The 26,071-nt window shown below is 71.5% G+C and carries 26 protein-coding genes, 1 tRNA gene and 2 pseudogenes; 11 read left to right on the forward strand and 18 right to left on the reverse strand.

Translation table 11 applies throughout. From position 1 onward, the window contains the following. Nucleotides 1-35 precede the first annotated feature (35 nt). A complete protein-coding gene (locus QUE51_RS01340; protein WP_286277836.1) occupies nt 36-1,160 on the reverse strand; it encodes an alpha/beta hydrolase in 1,125 nt (374 codons plus the stop codon). Nucleotides 1,161-1,252: 92 nt separating this feature from the next. Here QUE51_RS01340 and QUE51_RS01345 point away from each other — a divergent pair. After that, nucleotides 1,253-1,334: transfer RNA gene (locus QUE51_RS01345), tRNA-Leu, on the forward strand. Nucleotides 1,335-1,385: 51 nt separating this feature from the next. Here the strand turns inward: QUE51_RS01345 and QUE51_RS01350 are convergent. Then, nucleotides 1,386-1,703 carry a DUF7882 family protein gene (locus QUE51_RS01350; protein ID WP_286277837.1) on the reverse strand — a complete coding sequence of 106 codons (318 nt, stop codon included), beginning with the start codon at nt 1,701-1,703 and terminating at the stop codon, nt 1,386-1,388. Nucleotides 1,704-1,879: 176 nt separating this feature from the next. Here QUE51_RS01350 and QUE51_RS01355 point away from each other — a divergent pair, with 176 nt between their 5' ends. Then, on the forward strand, nt 1,880-2,173 hold the full coding sequence (locus tag QUE51_RS01355) for a hypothetical protein (protein ID WP_286277838.1): 294 nt from the start codon (nt 1,880-1,882) through the stop codon (nt 2,171-2,173). A gap of 58 nt (nt 2,174-2,231) precedes the next feature. Here QUE51_RS01355 and QUE51_RS01360 read toward each other — a convergent pair whose 3' ends face one another. Further along, nucleotides 2,232-2,594: a hypothetical protein gene (locus QUE51_RS01360; protein WP_286277839.1), complete on the reverse strand. Its 363-nt coding sequence runs from the start codon at nt 2,592-2,594 to the stop codon at nt 2,232-2,234. Nucleotides 2,595-2,719: 125 nt separating this feature from the next. Here QUE51_RS01360 and QUE51_RS01365 point away from each other — a divergent pair, with 125 nt between their 5' ends. Further along, nucleotides 2,720-3,076, forward strand: coding sequence for a hypothetical protein (locus tag QUE51_RS01365; protein ID WP_286277840.1), 357 nt, complete (start codon nt 2,720-2,722; stop codon nt 3,074-3,076). Nucleotides 3,077-3,197: 121 nt separating this feature from the next. Then, a complete protein-coding gene (locus tag QUE51_RS01370; RefSeq protein ID WP_286277841.1) occupies nt 3,198-3,947 on the forward strand; it encodes a DedA family protein in 750 nt (249 codons plus the stop codon). A gap of 60 nt (nt 3,948-4,007) precedes the next feature. On the opposite strand, the gene QUE51_RS01375 is transcribed toward QUE51_RS01370, so the two are convergent. Both QUE51_RS01375 and QUE51_RS01380 read right to left on the reverse strand, forming a co-directional pair. Further along, complete coding sequence (locus QUE51_RS01375; protein ID WP_286277842.1) at nt 4,008-5,252, reverse strand: Nramp family divalent metal transporter; 1,245 nt, start codon at nt 5,250-5,252, stop codon at nt 4,008-4,010. 55 nt (nt 5,253-5,307) lie between these two features. Further along, a complete protein-coding gene (locus QUE51_RS01380; RefSeq protein WP_286277843.1) occupies nt 5,308-6,213 on the reverse strand; it encodes a cation diffusion facilitator family transporter in 906 nt (301 codons plus the stop codon). A 167-nt stretch (nt 6,214-6,380) separates the two neighbouring features. Between QUE51_RS01380 and QUE51_RS01385 the strand changes: the two genes are divergently transcribed. Beyond that, nucleotides 6,381-6,860: a hypothetical protein gene (locus QUE51_RS01385; RefSeq protein WP_286277844.1), complete on the forward strand. Its 480-nt coding sequence runs from the start codon at nt 6,381-6,383 to the stop codon at nt 6,858-6,860. An 89-nt stretch (nt 6,861-6,949) separates the two neighbouring features. Here QUE51_RS01385 and rdgB read toward each other — a convergent pair. The 4 genes and pseudogenes from rdgB to QUE51_RS01405 form a co-directional block, all read right to left on the reverse strand. Then, nucleotides 6,950-7,542, reverse strand: a pseudogene (rdgB, locus tag QUE51_RS01390) (RdgB/HAM1 family non-canonical purine NTP pyrophosphatase). Then, nucleotides 7,539-8,282 (reverse strand): ribonuclease PH, encoded by a 744-nt coding sequence (gene rph, locus QUE51_RS01395; RefSeq protein ID WP_286277846.1) that lies wholly within the window; start codon nt 8,280-8,282, stop codon nt 7,539-7,541. Before rph ends, rdgB begins: the two are co-directional and overlap by 4 nt. Beyond that, on the reverse strand, nt 8,279-9,124 hold the full coding sequence (gene murI / locus QUE51_RS01400; RefSeq protein ID WP_286277847.1) for a glutamate racemase: 846 nt from the start codon (nt 9,122-9,124) through the stop codon (nt 8,279-8,281). The genes rph and murI overlap by 4 nt, the downstream gene beginning before the upstream one ends. Nucleotides 9,125-9,133: 9 nt before the next feature. Further along, entirely contained in the window at nt 9,134-9,352 is a 219-nt protein-coding gene (locus QUE51_RS01405) for a hypothetical protein (RefSeq protein ID WP_286277848.1), read from the reverse strand. Nucleotides 9,353-9,534: 182 nt separating this feature from the next. Here QUE51_RS01405 and QUE51_RS01410 point away from each other — a divergent pair, with 182 nt between their 5' ends. Further along, the gene (locus tag QUE51_RS01410; protein ID WP_286277849.1) at nt 9,535-10,854 is read left to right on the forward strand and encodes a nicotinate phosphoribosyltransferase; all 1,320 of its coding nucleotides are present in this window, start codon (nt 9,535-9,537) and stop codon (nt 10,852-10,854) included. Between the two features lie 33 nt (nt 10,855-10,887). Here QUE51_RS01410 and QUE51_RS01415 read toward each other — a convergent pair. From QUE51_RS01415 to QUE51_RS17710, 4 genes and pseudogenes are all read right to left on the reverse strand, one after another. Further along, a pseudogene (locus tag QUE51_RS01415) lies at nt 10,888-11,153 on the reverse strand (DUF3039 domain-containing protein). A 55-nt stretch (nt 11,154-11,208) separates the two neighbouring features. Then, complete coding sequence (locus QUE51_RS01420) at nt 11,209-12,021, reverse strand: hypothetical protein (RefSeq protein ID WP_286277851.1); 813 nt, start codon at nt 12,019-12,021, stop codon at nt 11,209-11,211. A 47-nt stretch (nt 12,022-12,068) separates the two neighbouring features. Next, nucleotides 12,069-12,767: a hypothetical protein gene (locus tag QUE51_RS01425; RefSeq protein ID WP_286277852.1), complete on the reverse strand. Its 699-nt coding sequence runs from the start codon at nt 12,765-12,767 to the stop codon at nt 12,069-12,071. Nucleotides 12,768-13,470: 703 nt separating this feature from the next. Further along, nucleotides 13,471-15,456, reverse strand: coding sequence for a hypothetical protein (locus tag QUE51_RS17710; protein WP_350226698.1), 1,986 nt, complete (start codon nt 15,454-15,456; stop codon nt 13,471-13,473). A 316-nt stretch (nt 15,457-15,772) separates the two neighbouring features. Here QUE51_RS17710 and QUE51_RS17715 point away from each other — a divergent pair, with 316 nt between their 5' ends. Then, entirely contained in the window at nt 15,773-16,393 is a 621-nt protein-coding gene (locus tag QUE51_RS17715) for a pentapeptide repeat-containing protein (RefSeq protein ID WP_350226750.1), read from the forward strand. Nucleotides 16,394-16,427: 34 nt separating this feature from the next. Here QUE51_RS17715 and QUE51_RS18340 read toward each other — a convergent pair whose 3' ends face one another. Further along, nucleotides 16,428-17,780: an ABC transporter ATP-binding protein gene (locus QUE51_RS18340; protein WP_434017231.1), complete on the reverse strand. Its 1,353-nt coding sequence runs from the start codon at nt 17,778-17,780 to the stop codon at nt 16,428-16,430. A gap of 697 nt (nt 17,781-18,477) precedes the next feature. Between QUE51_RS18340 and QUE51_RS01435 the strand changes: the two genes are divergently transcribed. The 4 genes from QUE51_RS01435 (at nt 18,478) to QUE51_RS01450 (ending at nt 21,864) form a co-directional block, all read left to right on the forward strand. Further along, nucleotides 18,478-19,170, forward strand: a complete 693-nt coding sequence (locus QUE51_RS01435; RefSeq protein WP_286277854.1) for a phosphocholine cytidylyltransferase family protein — start codon at nt 18,478-18,480, stop codon at nt 19,168-19,170. A gap of 213 nt (nt 19,171-19,383) precedes the next feature. Then, nucleotides 19,384-20,157, forward strand: coding sequence for an ABC transporter permease (locus QUE51_RS01440; RefSeq protein ID WP_286277855.1), 774 nt, complete (start codon nt 19,384-19,386; stop codon nt 20,155-20,157). Between the two features lies 1 nt (nt 20,158). Continuing rightward, nucleotides 20,159-20,935, forward strand: coding sequence for an ABC transporter ATP-binding protein (locus tag QUE51_RS01445; protein ID WP_434017232.1), 777 nt, complete (start codon nt 20,159-20,161; stop codon nt 20,933-20,935). Between the two features lie 95 nt (nt 20,936-21,030). Beyond that, nucleotides 21,031-21,864, forward strand: coding sequence for a hypothetical protein (locus tag QUE51_RS01450; RefSeq protein ID WP_286277856.1), 834 nt, complete (start codon nt 21,031-21,033; stop codon nt 21,862-21,864). Between the two features lie 18 nt (nt 21,865-21,882). On the opposite strand, the gene QUE51_RS01455 is transcribed toward QUE51_RS01450, so the two are convergent. Genes QUE51_RS01455 through QUE51_RS01470 form a run of 4 tightly spaced genes read right to left on the reverse strand, consistent with a single transcriptional unit; the run spans nt 21,883 to nt 25,930 of the window. After that, complete coding sequence (locus QUE51_RS01455) at nt 21,883-23,160, reverse strand: CDP-glycerol glycerophosphotransferase family protein (RefSeq protein WP_286277857.1); 1,278 nt, start codon at nt 23,158-23,160, stop codon at nt 21,883-21,885. A gap of 25 nt (nt 23,161-23,185) precedes the next feature. Beyond that, a complete protein-coding gene (locus tag QUE51_RS01460) occupies nt 23,186-24,073 on the reverse strand; it encodes a glycosyltransferase family 2 protein (protein WP_286277858.1) in 888 nt (295 codons plus the stop codon). Continuing rightward, entirely contained in the window at nt 24,060-24,896 is an 837-nt protein-coding gene (locus tag QUE51_RS01465; RefSeq protein WP_286279211.1) for a CDP-alcohol phosphatidyltransferase family protein, read from the reverse strand. Before QUE51_RS01465 ends, QUE51_RS01460 begins: the two co-directional genes overlap by 14 nt. A gap of 2 nt (nt 24,897-24,898) precedes the next feature. Continuing rightward, nucleotides 24,899-25,930: a glycosyltransferase family 2 protein gene (locus QUE51_RS01470; protein ID WP_286279212.1), complete on the reverse strand. Its 1,032-nt coding sequence runs from the start codon at nt 25,928-25,930 to the stop codon at nt 24,899-24,901. Nucleotides 25,931-26,071 lie beyond the last annotated feature (141 nt).

A 26,071-nucleotide genomic window follows, 5' to 3' on the forward strand; every position in this document is an offset into this window, starting at 1 on the left:
CCCGGGCAGGGGTTGAAGGCGCCGCTGCCGGGTCCTCAGCAGACGTAGCCGCGGAGCCAGCGGCTGAGCTCCGCCTCGGCCCTCGCGCGCACCCCGGGGGCGGACAGCGTGATGTCGTGCACCGCGTCCGGGACGCGCACGACCGTCACGGCGGGCCCGAGCTTCAGCGCGCGCTGGGCGACCTCCTCGACATCGAGCGCCACGTCGGAGGTCCGCATCCGCTCGTGCCAGAACGGGCCCAGCGCGCTCCGCTTCGCGAGCCAGACGAAGACGGGCGCCTGGATCTCCAGACCGCGGGCGACCGCGGAGTGCCCGGCCAGAATCGCGGCGAGCCACGCGGGCGTGGCCGGGAAGCCGTGCTCGGGCCGCCAGACCCGGTCGTAGTCCCACTCCCCTCCGTAGTCCACCAGGAGGGTGCGGGCGTAGTAGCCCAGGTCGATGCGGGGCAGCTCGTCCTGCGGCCGGAATCGCGCGGACAGCGCCATCATCGGCGCGATCGCGAGGCGGCCGAGCGAGTCGCCCTGGAACTCGAGCCAGGGACTGTTGAGGACCAGCGCCGCCACCCGACCCGGGTGGCGATCGGCCCAGAGGCTGAGCGTGAGACCGCCGGTCGAGTGCCCCATGAGCACCAGCCGGCGGTCGGAGCGCTGGGTGCGGCCGTGGCCGATCGCCTCGAGCGCGGCCTCGAGGTCCTCGTCGTAGGTGCCGAGGTCGGCGACGAAGCCGGGCGTCTGCCAGCTGCGGAGGCTGCGGCCGTACTTGCGCAGGTCCAGCGCGTGGAAGCGGGCGCCGAGACCCGCCCAGTACTCGGCGAGGTGCGTCTGGAAGAAGTAGTCGGACCAGCCGTGCACGTACAGGACGTCCACGTCGTCCGCCGGCCCGGTCAGCGGCGTGCGGGGAGCGTGGCGAACCACGGTCGCGACCACCGCGCCCTCGTCGTCGTCCGGCAGCCGCAGGGTGCGCTGCTCGAAGCCGCGGCCGAGGATGTCCGGCTCCCACCCGGCGGCGGCCGGCGATGGCGCGACGCGAGTGGGAGCCGGAGCGGCGGGAGCCGGGCGGACAGGAGCGCCCCCGGAGCGCGGGGTGGGCGCGCGGCCGAGGTCGACCAGGTCGGGAAGGGAGATCGGCTGGGTGTCCAGCAGCGTCATGTCCGGTGCCATGCGAGGAACGCTAGAAGCCGGGAGCCCTCTCATTCGGAACGGGATCGGCGCTGCAATGGCCGTGCAACCCCGCCGATACACTGGTCGCGCTCGCGGGAGTGGTGAAACTGGCAGACACGCAGGATTTAGGTTCCTGTGCCCTTGGGCGTGCGGGTTCAAGTCCCGCCTTCCGCACGGTGCCACGGCCGCGCCCGAGACCTGTCGGCATCCTCCCCGAGGGCGGCGCTACTTCCGCTCGGCCTGCTCTTCCTTGGGCTCGGGGATGATGCGCAGCCCCGCCGCGGTGTTGGCCGTCCCGATGAGCCCGTCCACCCAGTGCAGGTTCAGCGAAGGCAGCGCGCGTGAGCGGTAGTGGAACCGTAAAGGGACGGCAGGATGCATCCATATCGTGCTCCGCCCGCCGCCCACGCTTTGCTCGTCCCGCCACGCGAAGTGGAACGACTCGTTGCGGCGGAGCTTGACGCCGATGGCGATCTGCAGGTGCGCCAGCAGGCGGTCCTCGAACTCGACGACGAGGGCATCCCCGTAGTGAAGCTTGCCCATTCGTCGGTCTCCCGCCCCGGCCCGCCGCGAGCGCGCGCTCCGCACACCCTTGCGCGCACCAGCGCCGGTGTCAACCCGTTTGAGCGTCAAGCGGTTCGGCTTGCCATGAGGCTGGAGCAGGCATATCGTTTTCGGATTGACCGCCGCCGGAAGAGAGGCGGCGAAAGGGGACCCACATGTTGCGAACGCGGATCCGGGTCGCCAACCAGACCTTCTACTTGGCGCAGGGTCACGACCCCGAACTGATCAAGATGTCGGTCGTGGAAGCGGCGCTCGCCGGCGCCGGGTTCGTCAGCTTCGTCGAGGTGGGCAACCGCACCGTCTCCGTTCTCGTGACGGCGGGCGTATCGATCGTCGTGGAACACGAAGAGGTTGCCGAGGACGTCCGCGACGACGGCGACCTGGCCTACCCGTTCGACCCGCCTCGGGGCGCGCGGGCGTACGCGAGCCTGGACTTCACGGACTACTAGGAGCGGCGGTTCCTCGGGACGGGCCGCGCCGCGCCGCGCCTAGTCGACCTCGCTACGCCTAGTCGATCTCGACCGGTGCTGCGGTATCGAAGTCGAAGTGCTCGTAGGCGGACGACGTCTCCTGATCCTGGGATGCCGCAGGAGACGGGTCGGAGCGCTCCATGATCTGGCCGCGCATGTACGCCTCCGCTTCGGCGTTCCCCGGTTCGGGCAGGCTGGAGTTGACCGTCTCCGCCATCAGCGGAGCGCCCGTGTCCAGCAAGAAGATCGCCTCAGCCTCGTTCCCGTCCGCGTTGATGACGTTCAGGCTGACGGTGTCACCGTCGCGCTTATGAGCCAGGGTCGCCGCGTACTCGACCATCAGGTCAGCCGCGATGTCGCCGACCAGCATGGACTTGTTGGAATAGGTGAGGTGCTTCACTCTCGCAGGCTAGGCGCGGACGGCCGGAAGGCCTAGATGCTTGACATCCGAGCGGCACCGGTATTCCAAGCCACCGTCCTTCGCAAGGTCTATCGGCAGGAGGCTCCTGTGGAAACACTGGAGGCATGAGGAGAATCGCCTACGCCGACGCTCAGTTCGTCACCACGGATGCCATCGCCGCCAAGGTGCTCGAATACGCCAAGCTCATGGGGCGCGCAGCGACCGACGACGTGGTCCAACTCCCCACCGTCGACGACGCTGGCGCGGTCCGCTCCGTGGACATCCTCCTCGGGCCTGCAAGCCAGATGACCTCCGCGGAGGTCGACGGTCCTGAGGCGGACCTCGACTCCGGCCAGCTGCTCGCTGAACTGGACCGACGGATCGCCACTCTCCGCCAGCCCCATGCCGAGGTCGTCTCCGAGCTGGAGCCCGGCTACGATCCGGACCTCGACGACTCCGCCCCGGGCAGCACCATCACCTGATGCCACTGCCGCCCCACCAGGCGCGGCCTTTCTCCCCACATCCCCGGGTTCCCCCGTTACCCTGAGTGCGACCCACTGACCGCCTTCCGTCGCGCCTCGCCGCGCCGATGTCAGGAGCTTCGTGCACACCGCTCTCATTCCCTGGCTCGACCCGGATGCCCTCATCACGACCTTCGGCGCGTTCGCCCTGCTCGGGGTGTGCTTCATCGTGTTCGCGGAGACGGGCCTCCTCATCGGATTCCTGCTGCCCGGCGACACGCTGCTCATCATCACCGGCCTGCTGACCTTCTACGGGATGCACGATCTCGCCGAGAAGGGCGGGATCACCATCCCGATCTGGTGGGTCTGTCTCGCGATCGGATTCGCCGCGTTCCTCGGCGGCGAGGTCGGCTATCTGATCGGTCACAAGGCCGGTCCGCGCATCTTCGAGCGCAAGGAGACGGGCCTCTTCAGCATCGAGAACGTCCGTCGCACCAACAAGTTCTTCGAGCGCTTCGGCGGCCTCGCCGTGATCGTCGCGCGCTTCGTGCCGATCGTTCGCACCTTCGCGCCGGTCGCTGCGGGCGTCGGCAAGATGAACTACAAGAAGTACTCGCTGTACAACCTGGTCGGCGCGCTGATCTGGGGAGCGGGGCTCACCCTGATCGGCTACTTCCTGGGCTACATCCCGCCGCTGGCCGACTTCGTCCGGCACTACATCGACGTCATCCTCATCGGCGCGGTGCTCATCGCCCTCGTGCCGACGATCTACCACTACATCCAGTCGACCCGGAAGGCGCGCAAGGCGCGTGCGGAGGGCCGGGCCGCGGATGCCGCGACGGCTCAGGCGCTCGCGCTCGACCCGTCGGCCTTCGACCAGAAGGTCGACTAGGCGCGTCCGCGCCGGACCCGTCGCTGGTCCTCCGGCACCTCTCGGCTGAGGTGGCCGGCGTCAGGCGCCGGTCACCAGCAGCCAGAGCAGTGTCAGATTGAGGGCCACCAGCAGGACGGCGGCCACCACCGCCAGAACGGTGGTGAACGCGGTGTTGCGCGCGTCCCCCATGATCGAGCGGCGTCCCGTGAGGAGCACGAGCGGGATCAGCGCGAAGGGGATGCCGAATGACAGCACGACCTGACTGATCACGAGCGCGAGCGTCGGGTCCACGCCGATCGCGAGCAGCAGCAGCGCGGGGATCAGCGTGACGAGCCGGCGGGTCAGCAGCGGAACCTGGACGTGCAGCAGGCCGTGCATGATCTCGGCGCCCGCGTAGGCGCCCACCGAGCTGGAGGCGAGCCCGGATGCGAGCAGCGCGATGGCGAACAGGGTCGCCACCATCGGGCCGAGCCCGTCCGACAGCGCCTGGTGGGCGCCCGAGAGCGTCTCCGTGCCGGGCACCCCGCGGAGCGACGCGGCCGCCACCAGCAGGATGATGACGTTGACCGTCCCCGCCACGGCGAGGGCGATGGTGACGTCCAGCCGCGTGGCGCGGATCCGCAGCCAGCGGTCGCCGACCGTGAGGGCCTCGCCGAAGCGGTCACGGGTCAGCGCGGAATGCGCGTAGATGGCGTGCGGCATCACGGTCGCGCCGAGGATCGAGGCGGCGAGGAGGACCGAGCCGCTGTCCGCGAACCGCGGCACCAGTCCGGCGACCGCCTCGGCGGGGTCGGGCGGCCCGACGACAACCCCCGCACCGAAGCCGAGGGCGATGACGACCACGAGCCCGGTGATGATCCGCTCGAAGGGGCGCGCCCCTCGCCGGGTCTGCACGGTGAGCAGGGCGAGCGACACGGCACCCGTGATGGCTCCGCCGAGCAGCAGCGGGAGGCCGAACAGGAGCTGAAGCGCGATCGCCCCGCCGATGACCTCGGCGATGTCCGTCGCCATCGCCACGAGCTCCGCCTGCACCCAGAAGGCGATGCGCGCGGGGCGGCGCCGGATGCGGTGGCCGAGGTTCTCCGGAAGGCTCCGCCCGGTGACGATGCCGAGCTTCGCGGACAGGTACTGGATGAGCCACGCCATCGTGTTGCCGGCTATCACGACCCACACGAGCAGGTAGCCGTACCGCGCGCCCGCCGTCATGTTGCTCGCGACGTTGCCCGGATCCAGGTAGGCGACCCCGGCGACGACGGCCGGGCCGAGGAGGGTCCAGAGGCGCACGCGTGCGGGCGCGACCCCGGGAACGGCCGCCGTGTCCATGGCGGAACTCTACTGACCCGGTGCGGCGGCCCCGGACGCGCCCGCGTGCGGGACGTCACGCATGGCCGTGGTCCTCGTGCTCGGCGTGGCCCGCCGGCTCCAGCTGGAACGTCGAGTGCGCCACGTCGAAGTGGCCGGAGAGGCACCCGGCCAGCTCGTCGAGCAGGCGGTCCGTGTCGCCCCGGTGGAAGACCTCGGAGTCGACGACGACGTGCGCCGTGAACACCGGAGAGCCGTGCGTGATCGCCCAGACATGAACGTCGTGCACGTCGACGACGCCCACGGTGGAGCAGATGTGCGCGCGGATCGCGGCCATGTCGGTGCCCGACGGCGCTGACTCGGTGAGCACCGACACGACGTCGCGGAGCAGGGTGACGGCGCGCGGCACGAGCAGGACCGCGACGAACAGAGACGCGATCGCGTCCGCTGCCGCGAACCCCGTCAGCAGGATGATCACGGCGGCGACGATGGCCGCGGCCGAGCCGATGAGGTCGCCGAGGACCTCGAGGTAGGCGGCCCGGAGGTTGATGCTGTGGCCGCGCCCGCCCCGCAGGACGGCCAGGGCTGCGACGTTCGCGGCGAGGCCGAGCACGGCGACGATGAGCATCGGGCCGGCGAGGACCGGGTGGTCATCGGTCGCGAACAGCCGGCGAAGCCCTTCGATCCCGACCCACAGCGCGACACCCGCGAGGATGAGGCCGTTGACGAGAGCGCCGAGCACCTCGGCCCGCCGGTAGCCGAAGGTGGACCGGTCGGTCGCCGGACGCGCGGCGACGCCGGTGGCGACCAGCGCGATCACGAGGCCCACGACATCCGACGCCATGTGGCCGGCGTCCGCCAGCAGGGTCAGCGATCCGGAGAGGACCGCGCCGACGACCTCGACGAGCAGGAAGACCGCGACGATGACCAGCGCGGCGGTGAGGCGCCGCCCCGTCGATCCCGAGGTGTGGTCGTGGTCCATCGTTTCCACCGTACGGTCCCACCTGCTCCCCGGAAACCGCTGGACCCGCGCGCCGCCCGAAGCGCACGGATGGCGGGGTAAGGGCGACTTGCCAGAGAATCCCGCTTCGAGGGCTCTGAACCGGGATTCTGTGGCAAGTCGGGTGCGGTCTGCGCCAGGATGCGGGGATGGCGAAGGACCAGACCAGGACGGCGCGACGGGTGGAGAAGCTGCTCCTCGGTCTCGGCATCCTCGGATCCGTCACAGCAGTGACGGGGCTCGTTCTCGGCACGGCGTGGGTCTTCCGCGGCGAGGTGCAGGGCTACCTCACTCTCATCATGGGGCTGCTCCTCGGGGTTCTCGGCCCCGGGATGGTCTGGCTGAGCAGGATCGCGCGCATCCAGCGCACCACCGGATCCTCTCCCGAGGGAGTCGCCGCGGAGATCGAGCGCTTCGCTCGCAAGGCGCCGCTCTCGCGGATCGCCGCCTGGTCGTGGGTGCTGATTCCCGCCTACGCGCTGGCGGCGGCAGGGGTCATGCTCCTGGTCCACGGGCTGCAACCGATCCCCCTCGGTCTGGCCGCGCTCAGCGTGCTCCTGCTCATCGGCGGCATCCGAGGTTTTCGCCGAGCGAGGCTCACGAGCTCAGCGCCGAAGGGCGACCTCTAGCGACCGTGAGATGGCACTTGTTGCTGTCACCTCGCGGTTTTGCGGACAACAAGTGCCACCTCGGCAAGGAAGGCGGGGCGTACCCGCGCTCAGCCGAGGCGGTCGTGGAGCCAGGGCAGGAGGGCCGTGAAGGCGCGGCGGCGGTGGCTCATCGCGTCCTTCTCCGCGGCCGTCAGCTCCCCCGAGGACACCTCGAGCCCCTCCGGGCGGAAGATCGGGTCGTAGCCGAAGCCGCCCTCTCCCGCCGCGGCTTCGAGGACGCTCCCCGGCCAGTCCGCGAGCACCACGTGCTCGGTGCCGTCCGGGAGCACGGCGGCGGCCGCGCACAGGAAGTGCGCCGTGCGGTCCTCCACGCCCTCCAGGTTGGCGAGCAGCAGCGCGACGTTGTCCGCGTCCATGCGCGTGCCCGCGTATCGCGCGGAGTGGATGCCCGGCGCTCCCCGAGCGCGTCGACGGCGATGCCCGAGTCGTCGGCGATCGACGGGAGGCCGGTGTGCGCCGCGGCGGCCCTCGCCTTGATCAGCGCGTTCTCCTCGAAGGTGCTGCCATCCTCGACCGGCTCGGGCCCGTCGTAGCCGACCAGCTCGAGGATGCCGAGCTCGGGTCCGAGGATCCGCCGCAGCTCCTCGACCTTGTGGGCATTGTGGGTGGCGAGGACGACGCGCACGCCGGCGTCGCTCATGAGTCGGCGGGCAGGCCGAGCACCTCGCGCTGCACCGCGGCGAGCCGGTCCGTGCCGCTGAGGGCGAGGTCGAGCAGCGAGTCGAGCTCGCGCCGGTCGAAGGGCGCGCGCTCGGCGGTGCCCTGAACCTCCACGAAGAGGCCGCGACCGGTCGCCACGACGTTCATGTCGGTCTCGGCGCGCACGTCCTCGGTGTAGGCGAGGTCGACCATGGGCTCGCCGTCGATGATGCCGACGGACACGGCCGCCACGCTGTCGACGAGCGGCACCGAGCGCTGGCCGATGAACTTCTTCTCCCGCGCCCACTCGACCGCGTCGGCGAGCGCCACATACGCGCCGGTGATGGCCGCGGTCCGGGTTCCGCCGTCGGCCTGGAGGACGTCGCAGTCGAGGACGACCGTGTTCTCCCCCAGCGCCTTGAGGTCGATGATCGCCCGCATCGAGCGGCCGATCAGCCGGGAGATCTCGTGCGTGCGTCCGCCGATCTTGCCCTTGACCGACTCCCGGTCGCTGCGCGAGTTCGTCGCGCGCGGCAGCATCGAGTACTCGGCGGTGACCCAGCCCGAGCCCTTGCCGGACAGCCAGCGCGGCACGCCGTTCGTGAAGGAGGCGGTACACAGCACGCGCGTCTGGCCGAACGAGATGAGCGCGGAGCCCTCGGCCTGCTTGCTCCAGCCGCGCTCGATCGTGACCTCCCGCAGCTGGTCGTGGGTTCGGCCGTCGACGCGGGTGGCGGTCATGGAGCACCTCTCAGGTGGGGAAGCTGGATCGACCCGGTGAGCACCGACTCGGCGATGGGCGCCTCGAGCCCCAGGAAGCGGCGGGCGAGGCGGCTGAACTCGTCGGCGTCGTCGCCGGTCGCCTCGAACACCCGCGTGGGGCGCGTCGGCGTCGTGCGCAGCATCCCGTGCTCGACGAGCCGGCGGTACACGTCGCGCGCGGTCTCCTCGGCGCTCGACACCAGCCGGATGTCCGGGCCCACCACGTACTGGATGGCTGCGGACAGCAGCGGGTAATGGGTGCAGCCGAGCACGAGGGTGTCGACGTCGGCGGCAACGATCGGCGCGAGGTACTCCCTGGCGGCGGCGAACAGCTCGTCGCCCGTCGTCACGCCGGCCTCGACGAACTCCACGAAGCGCGGGCAGGCGGCGGAGACCAGCTCGAGGTCGGGGGCCGCCGCGAAGGCGTCGTCGTAGGCGCGCGACGTGATCGTGGCGACGGTGCCGATGACGCCCACCCGGCGGTTGCGCGTCTGGTGCACCGCGGCGCGGACCGCGGGCAGGATCACCTCCACCACGGGGATGCCGTAGCCCTCGGTGAAGCGCTCGCGCGCGTCGCGGAGCACGGCCGCGGACGCCGTGTTGCAGGCGATGACGAGGAGCTTCACGCCCTGCGCGACGAGGTCGTCCATGATGTCGAGCGCGAGCTCGCGGACGACGGCGAGCGGCTTGGGACCGTAGGGCCCGTTGGCGGTGTCGCCGACGTAGAGGATCGACTCGTTGGGCAGCTGGTCGAGGATCGCGCGGGCGACCGTCAGACCGCCGACGCCCGAATCGAAGACTCCGATCGGTGCGTCAGCCACCGGCTCAGTCTAGGCGTCGACCTTCCGGCGCTCGGCCGCGGCGCCCTCCGCCGAGGCGGTGGCGAGCTCGCGGCCGGTCTCGCGGCGGCGGAGGGTGGTGATGGCGAGCGCGGCGGCCAGGGCCACGAGCACCATGACGGCGACGGTGACGGGGATCGCCTCGAGCCCCTCGTGCAGCTGGGCGGCGAAGGCGAGGTCGTCGGCGTTCGGCGAAGGCAGGGAGAACATGGGCATGCCTCTCGGGCAGAGGGAACCGCTCGGGGTGGAGCGGCCGCATCCGCGCCGGGTAGCGCGGAAGGTATGACCCGATGCTAGGGACGCGCGGCGGGGGCGCGGCAGTCCCCCGTCGTGGGGCTTTCCCCGCCCCCGTCGAGAAGTCGGCGGGGGTGTGCCGTCAGTAGGCTGGCCCGGTGACGGACAGCACGGCGCTTCTCACCGACCGGTACGAGTACACGATGGTGGACGCGGCCATCCAAGCCGGCACCGCCGAGCGACAGAGCGTCTTCGAGGTCTTCGGCCGGCGCCTCTCCGGCGGCCGTCGCTACGGCGTCGTCGCCGGCACCGGCCGGCTGCTGCAGGCGGTCGCCGACTTCCGGCTGACCGATGACGAACTGTCGTGGCTGTCCGACGAGCACATCGTGCGCCGCCCGACCCTCGACTGGCTCGCCGATTACCGGTTCACGGGCCGGATCACCGGCTACCAGGAGGGCGAGATCTACTTCCCGGGCTCGCCGATCCTCGTCGTCGAGGGCACCTTCGCCGAGTGCGTGCTGCTCGAGACCGTGCTGCTCAGCGTCCTCAACTACGACAGCGCCGTCGCGACCGCAGCTGCGCGCGTCGTGTCGGCGGCGTCAGGCCGCCCCGTCGCCGAGATGGGGTCCCGCCGCACGGGCGAGTGGTCCGCGGTCGCCGCCGCCCGCGCCGCCTGGATCGCCGGATTCTCGGCGACCTCGAACCTCGAGGCGGGGCGTCGCTGGGGCGTTCCCACCATGGGAACGGCCGCGCACGCCTTCACCCTCCTGCACGACACGGAGGAGGAGGCGTTCCGCGCCCAGGTGGCCGCCCTCGGCACCGGAACCACGCTCCTCGTCGACACCTTCGACGTCCCGACCGCGGTCCGCCGTGCCGTGGAGGTGGCCGGCCCCGAGCTCGGGGCGGTCCGCATCGACTCCGGCGACCTGGCCAGCCAGGTGGCGGAGGTGCGCGCCCAGCTCGACTCGCTCGGCGCGACCAAGACGCGCATCACCGTGACGAGCGACCTCGACGAGTACAGCGTCGCGTCCCTCAGCTCCTCCCCCGTCGACGCGTACGGCGTCGGCACGTCGGTCGTCACCGGCTCGGGCTACCCGGCCGCCGGGATGGTCTACAAGCTGGTCGCGCACCAGGACGACCAGGGCGAGTGGGTCTCGGTGGCGAAGAAGTCCTCGGGCGGGAAGTCGAGCGTCGGCGGCCGGAAGCACGCGTTCCGGCGCCTGTCGGACTCGGGCGTGGCCCGAGCGGAGGTCCTGCGGATCGAGGAGCACGGGTCGGATTCCCACCCCGCGCCGAAGCACGCGGAGCGAGCGCTGCACGTGACGCTCGCCGAGGGCGGCGTCCCGGACCCGCGCTGGCTGGGGCCGGAGGGCACGAAGCTCGCGCGCGAGCACCACGCCGCCGCGATGGCGGAGCTGCCGCCGGACGCCTTCCGCCTGAGCGGCGGCGACCCGGTGCTGCCCACCGTCTACAAGTGACGCCGGACGCGGGAGGCGCCTCGGTGTCGCCCGTCAGTCCTTGAGGGACTCGTAGATCTCCTTGCAGGTGGGGCACACCGGGAACTTCGAGGATCCCGTCCGGGCACCCACACCTTGCCGCAGAGCGCGATGACCGGCTTCCCGGTGACCGCCGACTCCACGATCTTCTCCTTGCGGACGTAATGGGCGAACCGGTCGTGGTCGCCCTCGTCGAGCTGCTCCTTCTCGAGGAGCTCTTCGAGCTCGCGGTCGAGGGTGTCGGTGCCCCCGCCGGTTCCGGGAGAGTCCGCTGGTGCCATGGCGGAAGTCTACGCGCGGCCCGCTGCCGGTCGTCCCGACCGGAGTCCCTCCGCCTCAGTTGAGCAGGGAGGCGCTCAGCAGCTCCGGCCCGCGCCGGTCGAAGATCCGGGCGCCGAGCAGCACCCCGCCCCACAGCGCCACGAGGCCCACGAAGACCCCGGCGCCGAGCGACGCCCAGAACCAGGTGTCCGAGCCGAGGAAGCCGAGCGCGGCGAACACGATCGCGGGCAGCGTGAGGAGCAGGGACGCGGTGAGCGCGAACCCCTGGACGACCACCGTCGTCGCGGTCGTGCTCTGCGGGTGGCTGAACGGGCTGTCGCCCGGGCGCACGACGGGATAGGGGAAGCGCGCCGACGTGACGCAGGAGAATCCCATGCCGCCGAACAGCAGTGCCGAACCGACGCCGAGCAGGCCGCCGAGGACACTCCAGTCGCCGTAGACGGCGGCGCTGATCACGGAGCCGATGATGAGCACGGGGAGTCCCAGGGCGAGCGCAGGGAAGAGGCGGCCCAAGCGGTCCGCCCGGCCTCGGGTGCCCGACGCGACGTGCAGCCAGATGGCCGTGTTGTCGAAGGCCACGTCGTTGTGCAGAGTCGACCAGCCGAGGAACAGGCACATGATCGGCACCGGGATCAGGGCCAGGATCTGGACCGGCACACCGACCACCAGGAGCGGCACGATCATCAGGATCGGGGTGATCGGGATCACGATGAGAGACATCCGATAGCGCGGATCCCGCCACCAGTACGTCGCGCTCCTCGCGGCGATCGCGCCGGTCGGTGTGGACGGGAGCCGGTCGAACCAGCCGAGCCCGCCGTAGGTCTTCGCCCGCGCCTCGCGCGCCGGGGTGACGAGCATCCAGGCCACGAGGGCCCGCCAGGCGAGCCACAGCAGGGCGATCGTCGCCGCGGCGATCAGGAGGTGCAGGAAGCCGGCGCCCGTCCGCCCGGTCGCGAAGTCGCCCGGGAACGCCCATGCGGCGCCGAGAGGCGTCCAGGAGAGGATGTCCGCGATCCCGCGACCTGCCGCTCCCCGTCCGCGGCCCAGTCGATGCTCGAGAGGACGACGATCACCGGCGAGATAAGGACGAGGGCCAGGATCGCCACGACGGCCATGAACTCGCGCGCGCGGCGGGTGGCGAGCAGGAACGCCGCGACGGAGGTGCTCACGCGGGCGGCGAGGACACACGTGGCCAGGACGAGCGGCGCCGAGATCACGCCGAGCAGGAAGATGCCGGGATCCCGCGACCAGGTGACGATCGAGGCCAGGGCGATCAGAGCGAGTGCCGCCGAGGGCACGCTGATCAGCGCGGTGACCGCGAGCGCCGTCGCCAGCCGGGTGTTCGGGATGCCGTAGAGCGAGAAGCGGCGCGGGTCGAGGGTGTCGTCCACTCCGAAGGCGAGCGGCACGAGCAGGAAGCCGAGCACGATCAAGGAGCCGCCGAGAACGGTCGCGTTGCGGGCCAGCTCGGCATCGGCGAACCGCAGTCCGATGAGCAGCGCGACGCCGAGCACCGCGACGCCGAAGCCGTACAGCACCGCGAGGACCAGGCCGACGACCTGCCACGGGCTGCGCTTGAACGAGTTCACCAGCAGACGCAGCTTCAGGCGCACCGCTGTGCCGAGGAGGTTCGCCTCGGTCGAGCGAGCAGGTCGAGTCTGCTGGGGGCTGGGGCTTCTGCGGTCATCCGGTTTCGCCCCCAGCCTAGAGGAGGGGTGCGGCGCCCGGCGCGTCGCCCCTGGCCGGACCTGAACCGCGGACGGCCCCCGTCGCACTGCGCCGAAAGGCTCTGGTTCGGCCGGCAGCGGCGGGCGTATCTTCTGGCCGACCGAGGGAGGCCCGATGCCGCATCCGTCCGGCCCCTCCGTCCTCGAGCTGCGGGTCCACGGGGTCAAGAACACCCTCCCGGGCACCATGCTGGGCGTGAAGGAGTCGGAGGTCCACCAGGTCGACGGCGACGAGGCGGGCGGCTTCTGGGTGGCGGACAAGGACACCCCGGATCGGCCGACGGACGTGCGGCGCGAGGCCTACTCCTGGGGCCTCCTCGCCCGCACGGGCGGAACGGCGCTGCCGCTCCTCGGCCAGCTGGCGGTGCACATCGGCTGGCTGTTCATCCTGCCGTTCGGACTCTGCAACGTCGCGTACTGGACGCGTCGGATGCGAGCGCAGCGGATCCGCAACGGCTGGGTCCCCGGCCGCGGCGCCGCCCTCGTGCGGCTCTTCGCACTGGGCCTCACGCTGCTGTACGTCTGCGCCATTGCGGCGGTCTCGCTCGACCTGATCGGGGTGCAGTGCTACACGAAGGACGGCGTCTGCTCACAGCTGCCCGCGGCCTTCGACGCGCTCGCAGGGCTCGATCGCGGCCTGCGGCTGGCGATCCTCTCGCTCGTCCCCGTCGGCGGCATGCTGCTCCTCTACGTCCTCGCGCGTCGCGGCCGCGTGCGGTACGAGGCGGGCGTCACGGCGATGGCGGATCGCCTCGCGGCGGGGACCAGCGAGAGCGCACCGACCCTGGCGACCCCCGGGTTCTGGTCGAAGGCGCGCCTCGGGTCGACGACCGAGCGGCTGCACTTCGCCGCGGTGCTGCTCCTCGTGACCGTCCTCCTGGCCTGGGACCGCGTCTACTCCGGGCACCCCGAGTGCGCGGAGCCCGGCGGCTTCCTGACGGCGGGCTGCCTCTCCCCAGAGCGGCTCGGAGCGTCCTCCCCTGCTAGCGCCGTTCTCGGCATCCTCGCCGCCCTCGGCCTGGTCCTCGTGGTCGCGCTCGTCGCCGCGGTCGCGGAGACGCCCGAGAGCGACGAGGTGGTGCGCAGCCGCCGCCGCTCGGCCGGCATCCTCCTTGCGGCCTCGGTGCCGCTCTTCCTCGGGAACGGGATCGCCGGCGCGGTGCCGACGGGCACCGGCTCGGGCGCGACCGGCGGCGCATCCCGGTTCCTCGGACTGGTGGCGACGCCGAGCGCCCTGCTGATCGCCCTCCTGATGATCGCCCTCTCGGGCCTCGGCTGGCGCAGGGGCGTTCCACCCTGGCTGTCGTTCCTCCTGCTGGCACCCGCGCTGGCGCTCCTGGCCGTCCCCTACCTCGCCCCTCAGCAGTCCGGCTCCCTGGACCTGCTGTGGCAGGGTCTGGCGGCCGTCCTCGTGGCCGCCCAGCTCGTCCTGGTGGTCGTGCTCGGGGCGCGCGACGGCGCGGAGCACGCGCGCACAGCCTGGAGCGGAGCCGGCCCCGGAGTGGTGCTCCTCCTCGCGCTCGGCGCGACCATGCTGCTGACGAGCCTGCTCGTCGTGGGCGTGGGGCGCTGGCTCGGGTCCCCCGCGGCGCCGCCCGTGTTCGGCATGTGGCGGGTGCCCTCGTCGGCCCCGCCGGTCCTGCACACGCCGGACGCCTACGTCGAGTTCGGCCTCGTCCTGCTCGGGATGCTGGTGGCGGAGGCGCTCGTGCTCGTCGCGGTCGTCGTCGCGAGGCTCGTCCGGCTGCCCGTCCTCACCTCGGCGGTGCCGCGCGACGGCGGCCGGGAGGTGGCGCCGCTGCCCGCCTATCCGGGCGGCACGCCGCCCGCTGCGACCTCCGACGACCGGCTGGTCGTGCGAGTCCTCCGCGCCCGCCGGTTCGCGGCCCTGGCCCACCGCGGCGAGCCGCTGCTCGCTGTCGTGGCGGCCGCCATCGCGCTCGGCGTCGCGGCGACGGTCGCGGTCGACACCCAGGTGGGGACCTCCTCGACCACGGGCTGGGCGCACTGGATCCGCTTCTCGCAGCCGGCTCAGGACATCGCGATCGCGGTGCTGGGTGCGTCGGCCCTCGCCGTCGTCGCGGCCGTGGCGGCCAACGCGCTGACCAACAAGGAGCGGCCGGTCGGGATGCTGTGGGACCTGATCTGCTTCCTGCCCCGCGCCGGTCATCCCTTCGGGCCGCCCTCCTACTCCGAGCGGGTGGTGCCGGAACTGAACGACCGCATCGAGCGCTGGCTCGGCGACCCGCTCGCTCCCGACCGGAAGGTGATCGTGTCGGCACACAGCCTCGGAACGGTCCTCGCGATCGCCACGCTCTTCGCCCGGTACGCCGTGGTCGAGGCGCCCCTGCACCGCATCGGCCTCCTCACCTACGGCAGTCAGCCGCGCGCATACTTCGGGCGCTTCTTCCCCGACCTGTTCGGGCCGCGCGTGCTCGGGACGCGGTCCACACTGCGTCCCACGCTGTTCGGCGCCGATCCGTGGCTGCGCCAGATCCTGCTCGACGAGACGCCGCAGCAGGAGACCTTCTCGGGCCGGGCGATGTCGCCCACCTTGTGCGACCTGCTCGACCATCCGTCGGGCCCTGCCTGGATCAACCTGTGGCGGCGCACCGATTTCCTCGGCTTCCCCGTGCACTCGTACTCGAACGACGAGGGCAACCTGGTCGATCGGGGGCCTCCGAGCTGGAGCCCGGCCCCTACGAGAAGGTCGCGACGCACAGCAACTACCCCGCGACCAGCCAGTACGCCGCAGCCTTCGCGGAGCTGCATCGCCGCCTGCTCAGCTGAGCAGTCGCTTCGAGGCCGATCGGGTAGCGTCGGGCGCAGGGCACTCTCAGGGGACGGAGGAGGACATGGCGGCACGCCTCCCGGCGCCTCGCGCTCCCTCGATGCGGCTCGACGACCTCGCTCCTGGCTTCCCGGGCGACCTCGACGCGGGCGATCGGGTGGATGCGCTCACCTTCACCGACCTGGACCTGACCGGCCTGAGCCTCGCGAACAGCACTCTGTCGGAGTGCGACTTCGACGGCCTCCGCGGGCCCGACGCCGACCTGCGGGGAGCACGCGTCCTGGAGACGCGGGTGCGCCGCGTGGACGTGCCGGTCTTCCGTGCGCCCCGGTCGACCTGGCGGGACGTGCTCGTCGAGGAGGGCCGACTCGGCTCCGCGGAGCTCTACGACGCCAACTGGACCGCGGTGCGCTTCGTCGGCTGCAAGCTCGGCTTCGTGAACCTGCGCGGGGCGACCCTCACGGACGTGGTCTTCCAGGACTGCCGCATCGACGAGCTCGACCTGGGCGGCGCCAAGGTGCGCCGCACCGCCTTCCCCGGCAGCAGCATCGCCGTGTTCGCCGTGCAGGGTGCGACCTTCACGGACACCGACCTGCGCGGCGCCGAGTTCTCCGAGATCTGCGGAGTGGAGAGCCTCCGCGGCGCCACCGTGGACGGCGACCAGCTCGCGCTCCTCGCGCCCCTGCTCGCGAGCGCGATGGGACTGCGGATCCAGGACTAGCGCCGCGCGGCGCGACAGTGGGGAGGCGTCGCGATCAGTCGGTGAAGGAGTGCAGCCACTCCATGCCCTCGGCCGCCTTGCGGCCGCCGGCGAGCTCGACGAAGCGCTCCTCGAGCGTGTTCTCGCCGCGGACCTCGTCCATGGTCCCGGCCGAGAGAACGCGGCCCGCGACGATGATCGCGACGTGATCGCAGACCCGCTGGATGAAGTCCATGCCGTGGCTGGACAGGACCACCGTGCCGCCCGCCTCGACGTACTTCTGCAGGATCTCGTTGAGGTTGGCCGCCGACACGGGGTCGACGGACTCGAACGGCTCGTCCAGGACGAGCAGGCGCGGCGAGTGGATCATCGCCGCGGCCAGCGCGATCTTCTTCGTCATGCCGGCCGAGTAGTCGGTGACGAGCCGATCGACCGCGTCCTCGATGCCGAACGCCTTCACCAGGTCCGCAGATCGCGCGCGCACCGTCTCGTTGTCGAGGCCGCGCAGGGTGCCGGAGTAGTACAGGAGCTGGGCACCGGTCAGGCGGTCGAAGAGGCGCAGGGTGTCCGGCAGGACGCCGATCGTCCGCTTCGCGCGGACCGGATCGCCCCACACGTCGATGCCGTGCACCGTGACGCGGCCGGCATCGGGCCGGAGAAGGCCCGTGATCATCGACAGGGTCGTGGTCTTGCCTGCGCCGTTGGGGCCCACGATCCCGTAGAAGGAGCCCTCCCGGACCTCGAGGTCGAGGTCCTCCACCGCGACGGTCTCGCCGAAGCGCTTGCTGAGACCCTGGATCGACAGCACGACGTCGCCCAGGTCGCGGGCGGGCGCCTCGGGACGGACGGGGCGCCGCTTGGGCATCGGACGCGGGGTCGCGGGTGGCGTCTGCAGGTCGAGCGGCGGGGTGAAGAGGTCGGCCTTGGGCGGGGCGTCCGAGGCGAGCGCCTCGACGGGGTCGTCCAGCGTCGGCTCGACGGGCGCCTCCGGCTGGGCCGCCTCGGTGGCAAGCTCCTCGGGATCGGGCTCGTCGGGGAGAGACTCCTCGAGAAGGGGCTCCTCGAGGAGAGGCTCCTCGACAACCGGCTCCTCAAGAGCGGGCTCCTCCAGAGCGGGCTCCTCGAGAAGGGGCTCCTCGTGATCCGCAGGCGGCTCGGCCGCATACTCGTCGACGCCCGGATCATCGAGCGGCGCCTCCTCTGCGGCGGGCGCCTGCTCGGGGTCGCCGATCGCGGGGCGGATCTCGGCGGGAGGCGTCTCGACGAGCACGTCCTCGGTCGCCGTTTGCGCGGCGGCCGGCTCCTGCGCGACGGACGGCCGCTGAACCTCCGTCGGCTGCCCGACCTCAAAGGGCTGCTCCACGCTGGTCGGCTCCTCGGCCTTCGCCGCCGCCGTGATCCCCGGCACCTGGACGCGGCGCGATCCGTTGCCCTTCTTCGCGGTTCCGGTGGACGCCGGCTTCGCAGGTCGTGCCGCCGTTGCCGCGGCACGAGCCGCGCTGTCGGTGTCCGGGGCGGCCTCCGCCGCCGAGGTCGCGGCGGTGGTCCGGGTGCGAGTCCGGGCGCGGGGGCCCCCGCGGCCTTCGCGCCAGCCGGCCGGCCCGGCCCAGCCGGCTTGGGGACGGCTCCTTCGTCATGCACGACCGACTCGCTCGACGCGGCAGCGCTCGATGCGGAGGTCGGGCCGGGCTTCCGGACGCCTCCCGCCGCAGGGCGCGGGACCGCGGTCTTGCCTCCCGCCGTCCGGGCGCGCGGCGGAGTGGCGCGAGGCGTCTTTGCCCCCGCCGCAGGCCCGATCTCGCTGCCGACCGGCACGGCCCCGTTTCCGCCGACCCTGGTCTCGGGCACGTCGGGGGACGGAAGCTGGTCCGGCGCGTCACTCACAGGGCAACGCTACCAACCGCCGGCCGCTCGGCCCGGCGCCCGAAAGGGCCCAGAAGCCAGGGGATCAGCTGAACGGCGCCTGAACGGGGCCCACTAAACCTAACGATCGGGACACGGAGCGGCGCGGAAGCATACCCCTTCCGTGTACCCCGCCGGTAGCATGGGACGGCTGACAAGGGTGTCGGGTACAACTTTGCTGACGTGAATTCCAGGAGAACAACGTGACCACCCAGATCGTCATCCTCGCCGCAGGCATGGGCTCACGCCTCGGCCGCTCGCTTCCGAAGCCGCTGACCGAGCTCAGCGATGGCCGCACGATCATGGGCCAGCAGTTCGACAACATCCGCTACGCCTTCGGCCGCGACGCGTCAGTGACGACCGTCGTGGGGTACAAGCTGGAGCACATCATCGAGGCGTTCCCCGAGGCGAACTACGTCTACAACGAGCGCTACGACCAGACCAACACGTCGAAGAGCCTCCTCCGCGCCCTCCAGGCCTCGGGCCCCGGCGGCGTGCTCTGGATGAACGGCGACGTCGTCTTCGACCCGCGGGTCCTCGTGCGCTGCGGCGAGCTCGTGCACCGCGACCAGTCCTTCGTGACCGTCAACACCTCCTCGGTGTCCGACGAGGAGGTCAAGTACACGACCACCGCCGAGGGCTACATCAAGGAGCTCTCCAAGACGGTCAAGAACGCCCTGGGCGAGGCGGTCGGCATCAACTACGTCTCGAGCCGGGACAAGGCCGCCCTCATCCGGCAGCTCAACCGGGTCGGCGCGCAGGACTACTTCGAGCGCGGCATCGAGGTCTCCATCGAGCAGGACGGCATGCTCGTCGAGCCGCTCGACATCTCCGACCTGTACGCGGTCGAGGTCGACTTCGCCGAGGACCTGGCGCGCGCCAACCTCTTCGTCTGATCCCCGGCGCCGGCGCTGCTGATTTCGAGACGCCCGCTCCGCGGGCTCCTCAATCAGCGGGTAGAGAGCTGCGTGCCAACCGATGATTGAGGAGCGCCGCAGGCGCGTCTCGAAATCAGGCCGGTGCAAGCCGGACGGCGGGGCACGGCTGCCGCTCCGAGCCGGTCGGTAGAGTTTCGCCGTGACATCGGCGGCACTCGAGGCTCCCCGCGCGTGCGGGCGACGGGCAGCCGCCGGTACCGCCAGATCCTGTGGCTGCTCACGACCCGCGACCTCAAGGTCCGCTACTCCACGAGCGCGCTGGGGTACCTCTGGTCGATCCTCGACCCGCTGGTCATGGCGGCCATCTACTGGTTCGTCTTCACCCAGGTCTTCCAGCGGGATGTCGGCGAGGAGCCCTACATCGTCTTCCTGCTGTCCGCTCTGCTGCCGTGGATGTGGTTCAACGGCGCGGTGGGCGACAGCACGCGGGCCTTCCTCAAGGAAGCGAAGCTGGTCCGCTCGACGAAGATCCCGCGCACCATCTGGGTCAACCGGCTCGTGCTCTCCAAGGGCATCGAGTTCCTGTTCAGCATCCCCGTCGTCGCGGTGTTCGCGATCTTCGGCGGCGCGTCGGTGACCCCCGGCCTCGCCCTGCTGCCGGTCGCGATCCTGCTCCAGGCGATCCTGACCGCCGGCGTCGGGCTCATCGTCGCCCCGCTCGTGGTGTTCTTCCGGGACCTGGAGCGCGCGGTGAAGCTCGCGCTGCGCTTCCTCTTCTACGCCTCGCCGATCATCTACTCGACGCACAACCTCCCGGCCGGCCTGCACACCTGGGCGGCCTTCAACCCGCTCAGCGGCGTCTTCAGCCTGTACCGGTCGGCGTTCTTCGCGTCGGAGCTCGACTGGTATCTGGTCGGGGTCGGCGCCGCGATGTCGGTCCTGCTGTTCGGCATCGGCCTGGCCGTCTTCCGCCGCACGGAGCGCGCCGTGCTGAAGGAGATCTGACGTGACGAGTCCGACCCGCTCCCCCACGGCGGCCGGAGCACCGGCCGGTCCGGTCATCGAGGTGAAGGACGCAGGCATCCGGTTCCGCCGCAACCGGCGCGGCCGCCGTACCTTCAAGGACCTCTTTTCGGGCCAGTCCCGCCGCCTGCGGCCGAACGAGTTCTGGGCTCTCAGAGACGTGTCGTTCACGGTCCGGCCCGGCGAGGCGATCGGGGTCGTCGGCCGCAATGGGCAGGGCAAGTCGACGCTGCTCAAGCTCGTCGCCGAAGTCGTCCTGCCGGACGAGGGCGCGGTCTCCGTGCGAGCCGGGGTCGCCCCGCTCATCGAGATCACCGGCGGCTTCGTCGACGACCTCACCGTGCGCGAGAACGTCTACCTGACCGCCGGGCTGCACGGGATGCAGCGGCGCGAGATCGACGAGCGCTTCGACGAGATCATCGAGTTCGCGGAGATCGGCGACTTCCTGGACACCCCGTACAAGCATCTCTCCAGCGGGATGAAGGTGCGGATCGCGTTCGCGGTGATCTCGCGACTCGAGGAGCCGATCCTGCTCGTCGACGAGGTGCTCGCCGTGGGCGACCGCGGGTTCCGGGAGAAGTGCTACGCGCGCATCCAGGAGCTGCTGGACGGCGGACGCACCCTGTTCTTCGTCTCGCACAGCGAGCGGGACCTGCGCCGATTCTGCACGCGCGGCCTGTACCTGGACCGCGGCCGGCTTGCGCTCGACGCGCCCATCGACGAGGTGCTCGCCCGCTACGCGGCCGACACCGGCGCCTGACCGCCCCGGCCCGACTGCTTCGGTGCCACCGCCCCGGCTCCAGAGGCGCTGTCCACCCCCAGCTTCGCCCGGGAGCGCCCTCGTAGACTGCCCCCATGGCGGAGCAGGACGAAGTGCCCCAGGTCGTTGTGAAGAATTTCGATCGCCTCCTCAATGTGCAGAGGCCGCTCGTGCTCGCGCACATCCGGGGCATTCGCCGCCGTCATCCGGACGCCTCCCCGGCTCAGATCATCGCCATCCTCGAGAAGCGGTACCTCGCCGCGGTCACGACCGGCGGGGCAGCAGTGGGCGCCAGCGCTGTCATCCCGGGTGTGGGCACCGCCGCGTCGCTCGCACTGAGCGGTGTCGAGACCGCTGGATTCCTCGAGGCCAGCGCCCTGTTCGCCCAGTCGGTCGCGGAGGTGCACGGCATCACGGTCGTCGAGCCGGAGCGGTCCCGCTCGCTGGTCATGGCGCTGATGCTGGGTGCCGGCGGACAAGACCTGGTGAAGCAGTTCGCCGGGCAGTTCGGCGGCGGTGGGCTGGCCCGCACCGCGTACTGGGGTGAGCTCATCACCAACAGCCTGCCTCGGACCCTCGTGGGTCAGCTGTCCGAGCGGCTCAAGCGCTCCTTCGTGCGGCGGTTCGTCGCCCGTCAGGGCACGTCCGTGCTCGGACGGATGGTGCCGTTCGGGGTGGGCGCCGTGCTCGGTGGGACCGGCAACCACCTGCTCGGCCGTCGCGTGATCAAGTCCGCCAGGGAGGCCTTCCCGCCCGCCCCGCTGCTGCTCCGGAACGAGTTGGAGCCGCAGCCCCGGCGCGCGACCGACGACACTCTCAGGAGCGTGCGCCGCGGGCCGCGCCTGTCGCTGCCGCGCCGGCGCGGCAAGGGCGGTGCAGAGCCTGAGTCGGCGAACCCGACCTCCGCGCTGGGGCCCGGCACGGACTGACCCCGCGGGCGACGCTGTTCAGTCGTCGGCGTCGTCCTCCGACTCCCCGCCGTGGTCCAAGGGTCCGTCCGCCTCGTGCAGCGCGGCGTGCCGCTCCCACTCCTCCAGCAGCTGGTCGACGGCCGCGTGGAACCGGGCCGTCGCCGCGCCGGGCGTCGTGTCGCCGAAGTAGTGCTCGACCCAGCCGCGCAGCCGTGCCGCCGCGGCCTCGTCGTGCGAGAGGTCCTCGACCCGCTGTACGACGTCGGCCGCCTGGTCAGCGGTGAGCCACTCGGCGTCGCTCAGATAACCACCGGCGTCGATCTCGGCCTCGGGATCGAGCGGCCGCGTCACGAGTAGCGGCTTTCCGGTGGCGAGCCGGTCATAGACCATGGCCGAGATGTCGGCGATCATCATGTCCGCCGCGCCGAGCTGCCAGCCGACCTCGGCACCGGTGTCGTAGATGTGCCGAGCCGACGGGTCCGCGGCGTTCGCCCGGGCGATCATGTCGATGATCTCCCGGTTCGCGGCGCCATAGGCGGCATCCACTACGCCGCTGCGGGGATGCGGGCGGTAGATCACGCGGTGACGGCCCGTCGCGAGGAGCGCCCGGACCAGAGCCACGCCGTGCGACGCCACCGAGCCGTAGGCGGCGCCCGCACGGTCGCCCTCCCACGTCGGCGCGTAGAGCACCACAGAGCGCTCATCCGGAGGGAACGGAAGCGTGCCCGAGTAGTAGTCGGCCTGCGGACGGCCGATCGGCAGCGCGCGCTTGTCGAAGTCGTAGTCCCAGAGGACCCGGCCGAGCCGCTCCCGCGCGGCTTGGCCGGCGATGAGGCTGTAGTCGTACGCCTTGAACTGGTTCGTGGTCATGTACATCTTGTCGCTCTCGCCGTGATTGATGAACACGTGCCAGCGGCGGCTGTACCGCATCATCTGGAAGTTGCGCGCGTTCTGGTTCACGTAGAGGACGAGCTTGAGCGGCTGCTCGGCGATGATCCGCTCGAGGTCGGTCACGAGCCGCACGTAGGCGACGGGAAGCGGCGACTCCTCGAGGAGCTGGAGGGCGCCGGAAGCCGTGCGGCTGAGGACGAGCACCGGATGCCGCTTGCTCAGCTCGAGCAGCGGCTCGTACCACTGCCGCAGCTGGTACAGGTTGACGGCGCCGTCGGCGAAGTAGACCGCGATCTCGTAGTGCTGCTTCGGCAGCGGCTTCCGGGTCCGCAGACGCTGGGCGAGGCGGTTCCGGTCCGCTCGGCCCCGCACCAGCCGGTCGACCATCCGCCAGGCCAGCTTGGCGTCATTCAGCACACCCACCCGCCCAGGGTAACGGCGGCCCGGGTCAGACGATCGGCGGACGCCCCGCCGCGGTCATCCTGGCGACCGTGCGCCAGGACAGCTGCCGGCGGCCGCCCGGGTCGACGCGCCACCCCTCCATCCACCCGCCGAGCCAGGCCCGCAGGCCCGCGGGCCGGCGGGCGAACCGCAGGGCCTGGATGGCCGTCCAGGCGCCGACGTAGAGCGGGATGAGCGGGAGAGGCAGGTTGCGGCGAGCCAGCCAGACGCGATTCCGCGCGTTGAGCCGGTAGTAGTACGCATGCCGCGTCTGCTGGATGACGGGGTGGTGCGCGACCAGCTCCCCCGCGTACCAGGCGCGGCGACCCGTGTCCCACACCCGCCACGCGAGCTCTATGCCCTCGTGAGCATAGAAGTACGGACCGCCCCAGCCGCCGGCCTCGTCGAACACGGCGCGCGGCAGGAGGACCGCCCCCTCCCAGCAGGAGAACACGGGGCTCGAGTGCGTGGGGTCGCCCTTGCGGATGCGCGGGATCCAGCGGCGCGGCGACGCGGTGCCCGAGGGATCGACCACGCGCGGCTGGATCAGGCCGAGGCTCGGATCGGCGCGGATCAGTGCGACGGCGTCCGCGAGGAACGTGCGCGAGGCGAGCGAGGCATCGTCGTCGAGGAAGAAGAGGAACTCCCCGGACACTGCGGCGACGCCCGCGTTGCGGCCCGCGGGGATGCCGAGGTTCTCCGAGAGGGCGAGAGGGCGAGTGACGTCCGGAAGGCCATCGGGCAGCGTCGCCGGGTCCCAGCCGTTGCCGACGACGACGACGTCGAGGTGTACGCCGGACTGGTCGAGAAGTCTCTGCAGGCCGCGGCGCAGCTCGTCGGGCCTGGTCCCCTGCGTGAGGACCACGACTCCGATCGTGGGATCAGCCGCGGACACGCTTGGAGGCGAGGATCGCCACGAAGTGACCGATGAGAGCCAGCAGCGCGAGCGGGACGAGGAGCCCGACCATCCAGCGGTCCGCCAGCAGCTCCGCATCGGCGCGACCGGCGAGGGCGAGGAGCAGCCCGATCACCGCGAAGGCGAAGGCGATCAGGGTCAGCTCCACCGAGTGGTAGAGGCGGTGGAAGGGCACGAATCGAGCGGCGCGGCGCAGGCGGGCGACGAGGCGCTGCGAGGGGACCGCCTCATCCCGGTGGTCTGCGAGCTTCTCGAGGCCGGCGTTCGCCCGGGCGACGTGCACCATGTCGTTGAGCGCCTTGTTGAGCACGATGACGAGCGCGAGCAGGAGCCCGAGCGTGGTCCACAGGAAGTCCTCGGGAGCGTCGAAGGGGAAACCGGCCGCGCGGATGCCGAGGGCGATCGGGATGAGCGCCTCGGTCGTGTAGTGGCCGACCTTGTCGAGGAAGACACCGGCGGGCGACGACGTCCCGCGCCAGCGCGCGACCTCGCCGTCGCAGCAGTCGACGAGCATCTGCAGCTGCCCGAGCACGACCGCGAGCAGCGCACCGCCGACGCCGGGGATGAGGAGGGCGGCCGCCGTGGACCACCCGACCAGGATCATCAGGCCCGTCACGCCGTTGGCGCTGATCGAGGTCCGCAGCAGCACCCACGTCAGGTACGGCGAGAGACGCCTGAGGTACAGCGAGGCCGTCCAGTGCTCGGCGTTGCGGCGCTGCCGGACCTCGGGCGGCTGCGCGACGGTGCGCAGCTCGGCGATGGAGGTGGGCGGGGCAGTCCGGGGCGCGGACGCAGCGGGCATCGTCACCTTCCGGTGTAGGCCTGGATGTTGCGGGTGAGCTTCGCGACGCCGAAGAAGAATCCGATGCCCCAGCAGTAGTGAATGCACGGCAACACTAGAAGAAACCAGGTCGCGGTGCGGACGCCGTGCCGGGCGGCGACCAGCAGGGTCGCGAGCACGACGAAGGCGACGTAGACGGCCGGCATCGCGAAGCCGATCAGCGGCCACCGGGAGCCGTGCCCGAGCGCGAGCCGGACGACGCCGAAGAGGCCGAGGAGGAGGCCCACCGCGACCGCGAGCACCATGGCGGGCGGGACGAAGTAGCGCAGGCCGTTCGCGGACGTGTAGCGCCGAGCCAGCTCGCCGCGCCACATCCCGGTGCTGAGGAACTGGCGGGCGAGCCGCGAGTAGCTGGAGCGCGGGCGGTAGGTGACGCGCAGGGCAGGGTTGAACCAGACCGTGTCGCCCTGCTCACGGAGCCGACGATTCAGCTCCCAGTCCTGCCCGCGGCGGATGTTCTCGTCGAAGAGGCCGGCGGCCTCCAGCCGGTCCCGGCGGAAGACTCCGAGGTACACGGTGTCGGCCGGTCCCTCCTCGCCGCCCACGTGGTGGGGCGTGCCGCCGAGGCCGACGCGCGAGCCGTAGGCGAGGGCGACCGCGGTCTCGAAGGGCGTCTTGCCCTCCGCCGCCATGACTCCCCCGACGTTCGCGGCACCGGTCCGCAGCAGCGTCTCCACGGCGATGCGGGTGTAGTCGGTCGGCAGCTGCGAGTGAGCGTCGACCCGGACGACGATCGGGTTCACGGTGGCCCGGATCGCGATGTTGAGGCCCTCGGGGGTCGTCCCCAGCTCGTTGGGAGCGGTCCGGATCCGGGGATCCGCGAGCTGCATGCGCCGCACGACCGCATCCGTGCCGTCCGTGCTCGGACCCAGCGCGAGCATGACGTCGAAGTCGCCCGCGTAGTCCTGGGCGATGAGGCTGGCGACCGCGGCCTCGATGTGGTCAGCCTCGTTGAGGACGGGCATCACGTACGAGACGGCGGGAAGCGGCCCCAGAGGCGCGGTCTCGCCGGAACCCCCGGCGTCGGACGGGGATCCGGGTGATGCTCAGCCATCGTTTCCGGAGTGTATCAGCGGCGCGTGTCCCCGCCGTTTCGCAGGCGGGCAGGGGCCGGGGCCCCGCCCGCGCGAACGGAA

It is taken from the genome of Naasia aerilata (genome assembly GCF_030296595.1).
In the GTDB taxonomy this organism is placed as follows: Bacteria; Actinomycetota; Actinomycetes; order Actinomycetales; family Microbacteriaceae; genus Naasia; species Naasia aerilata.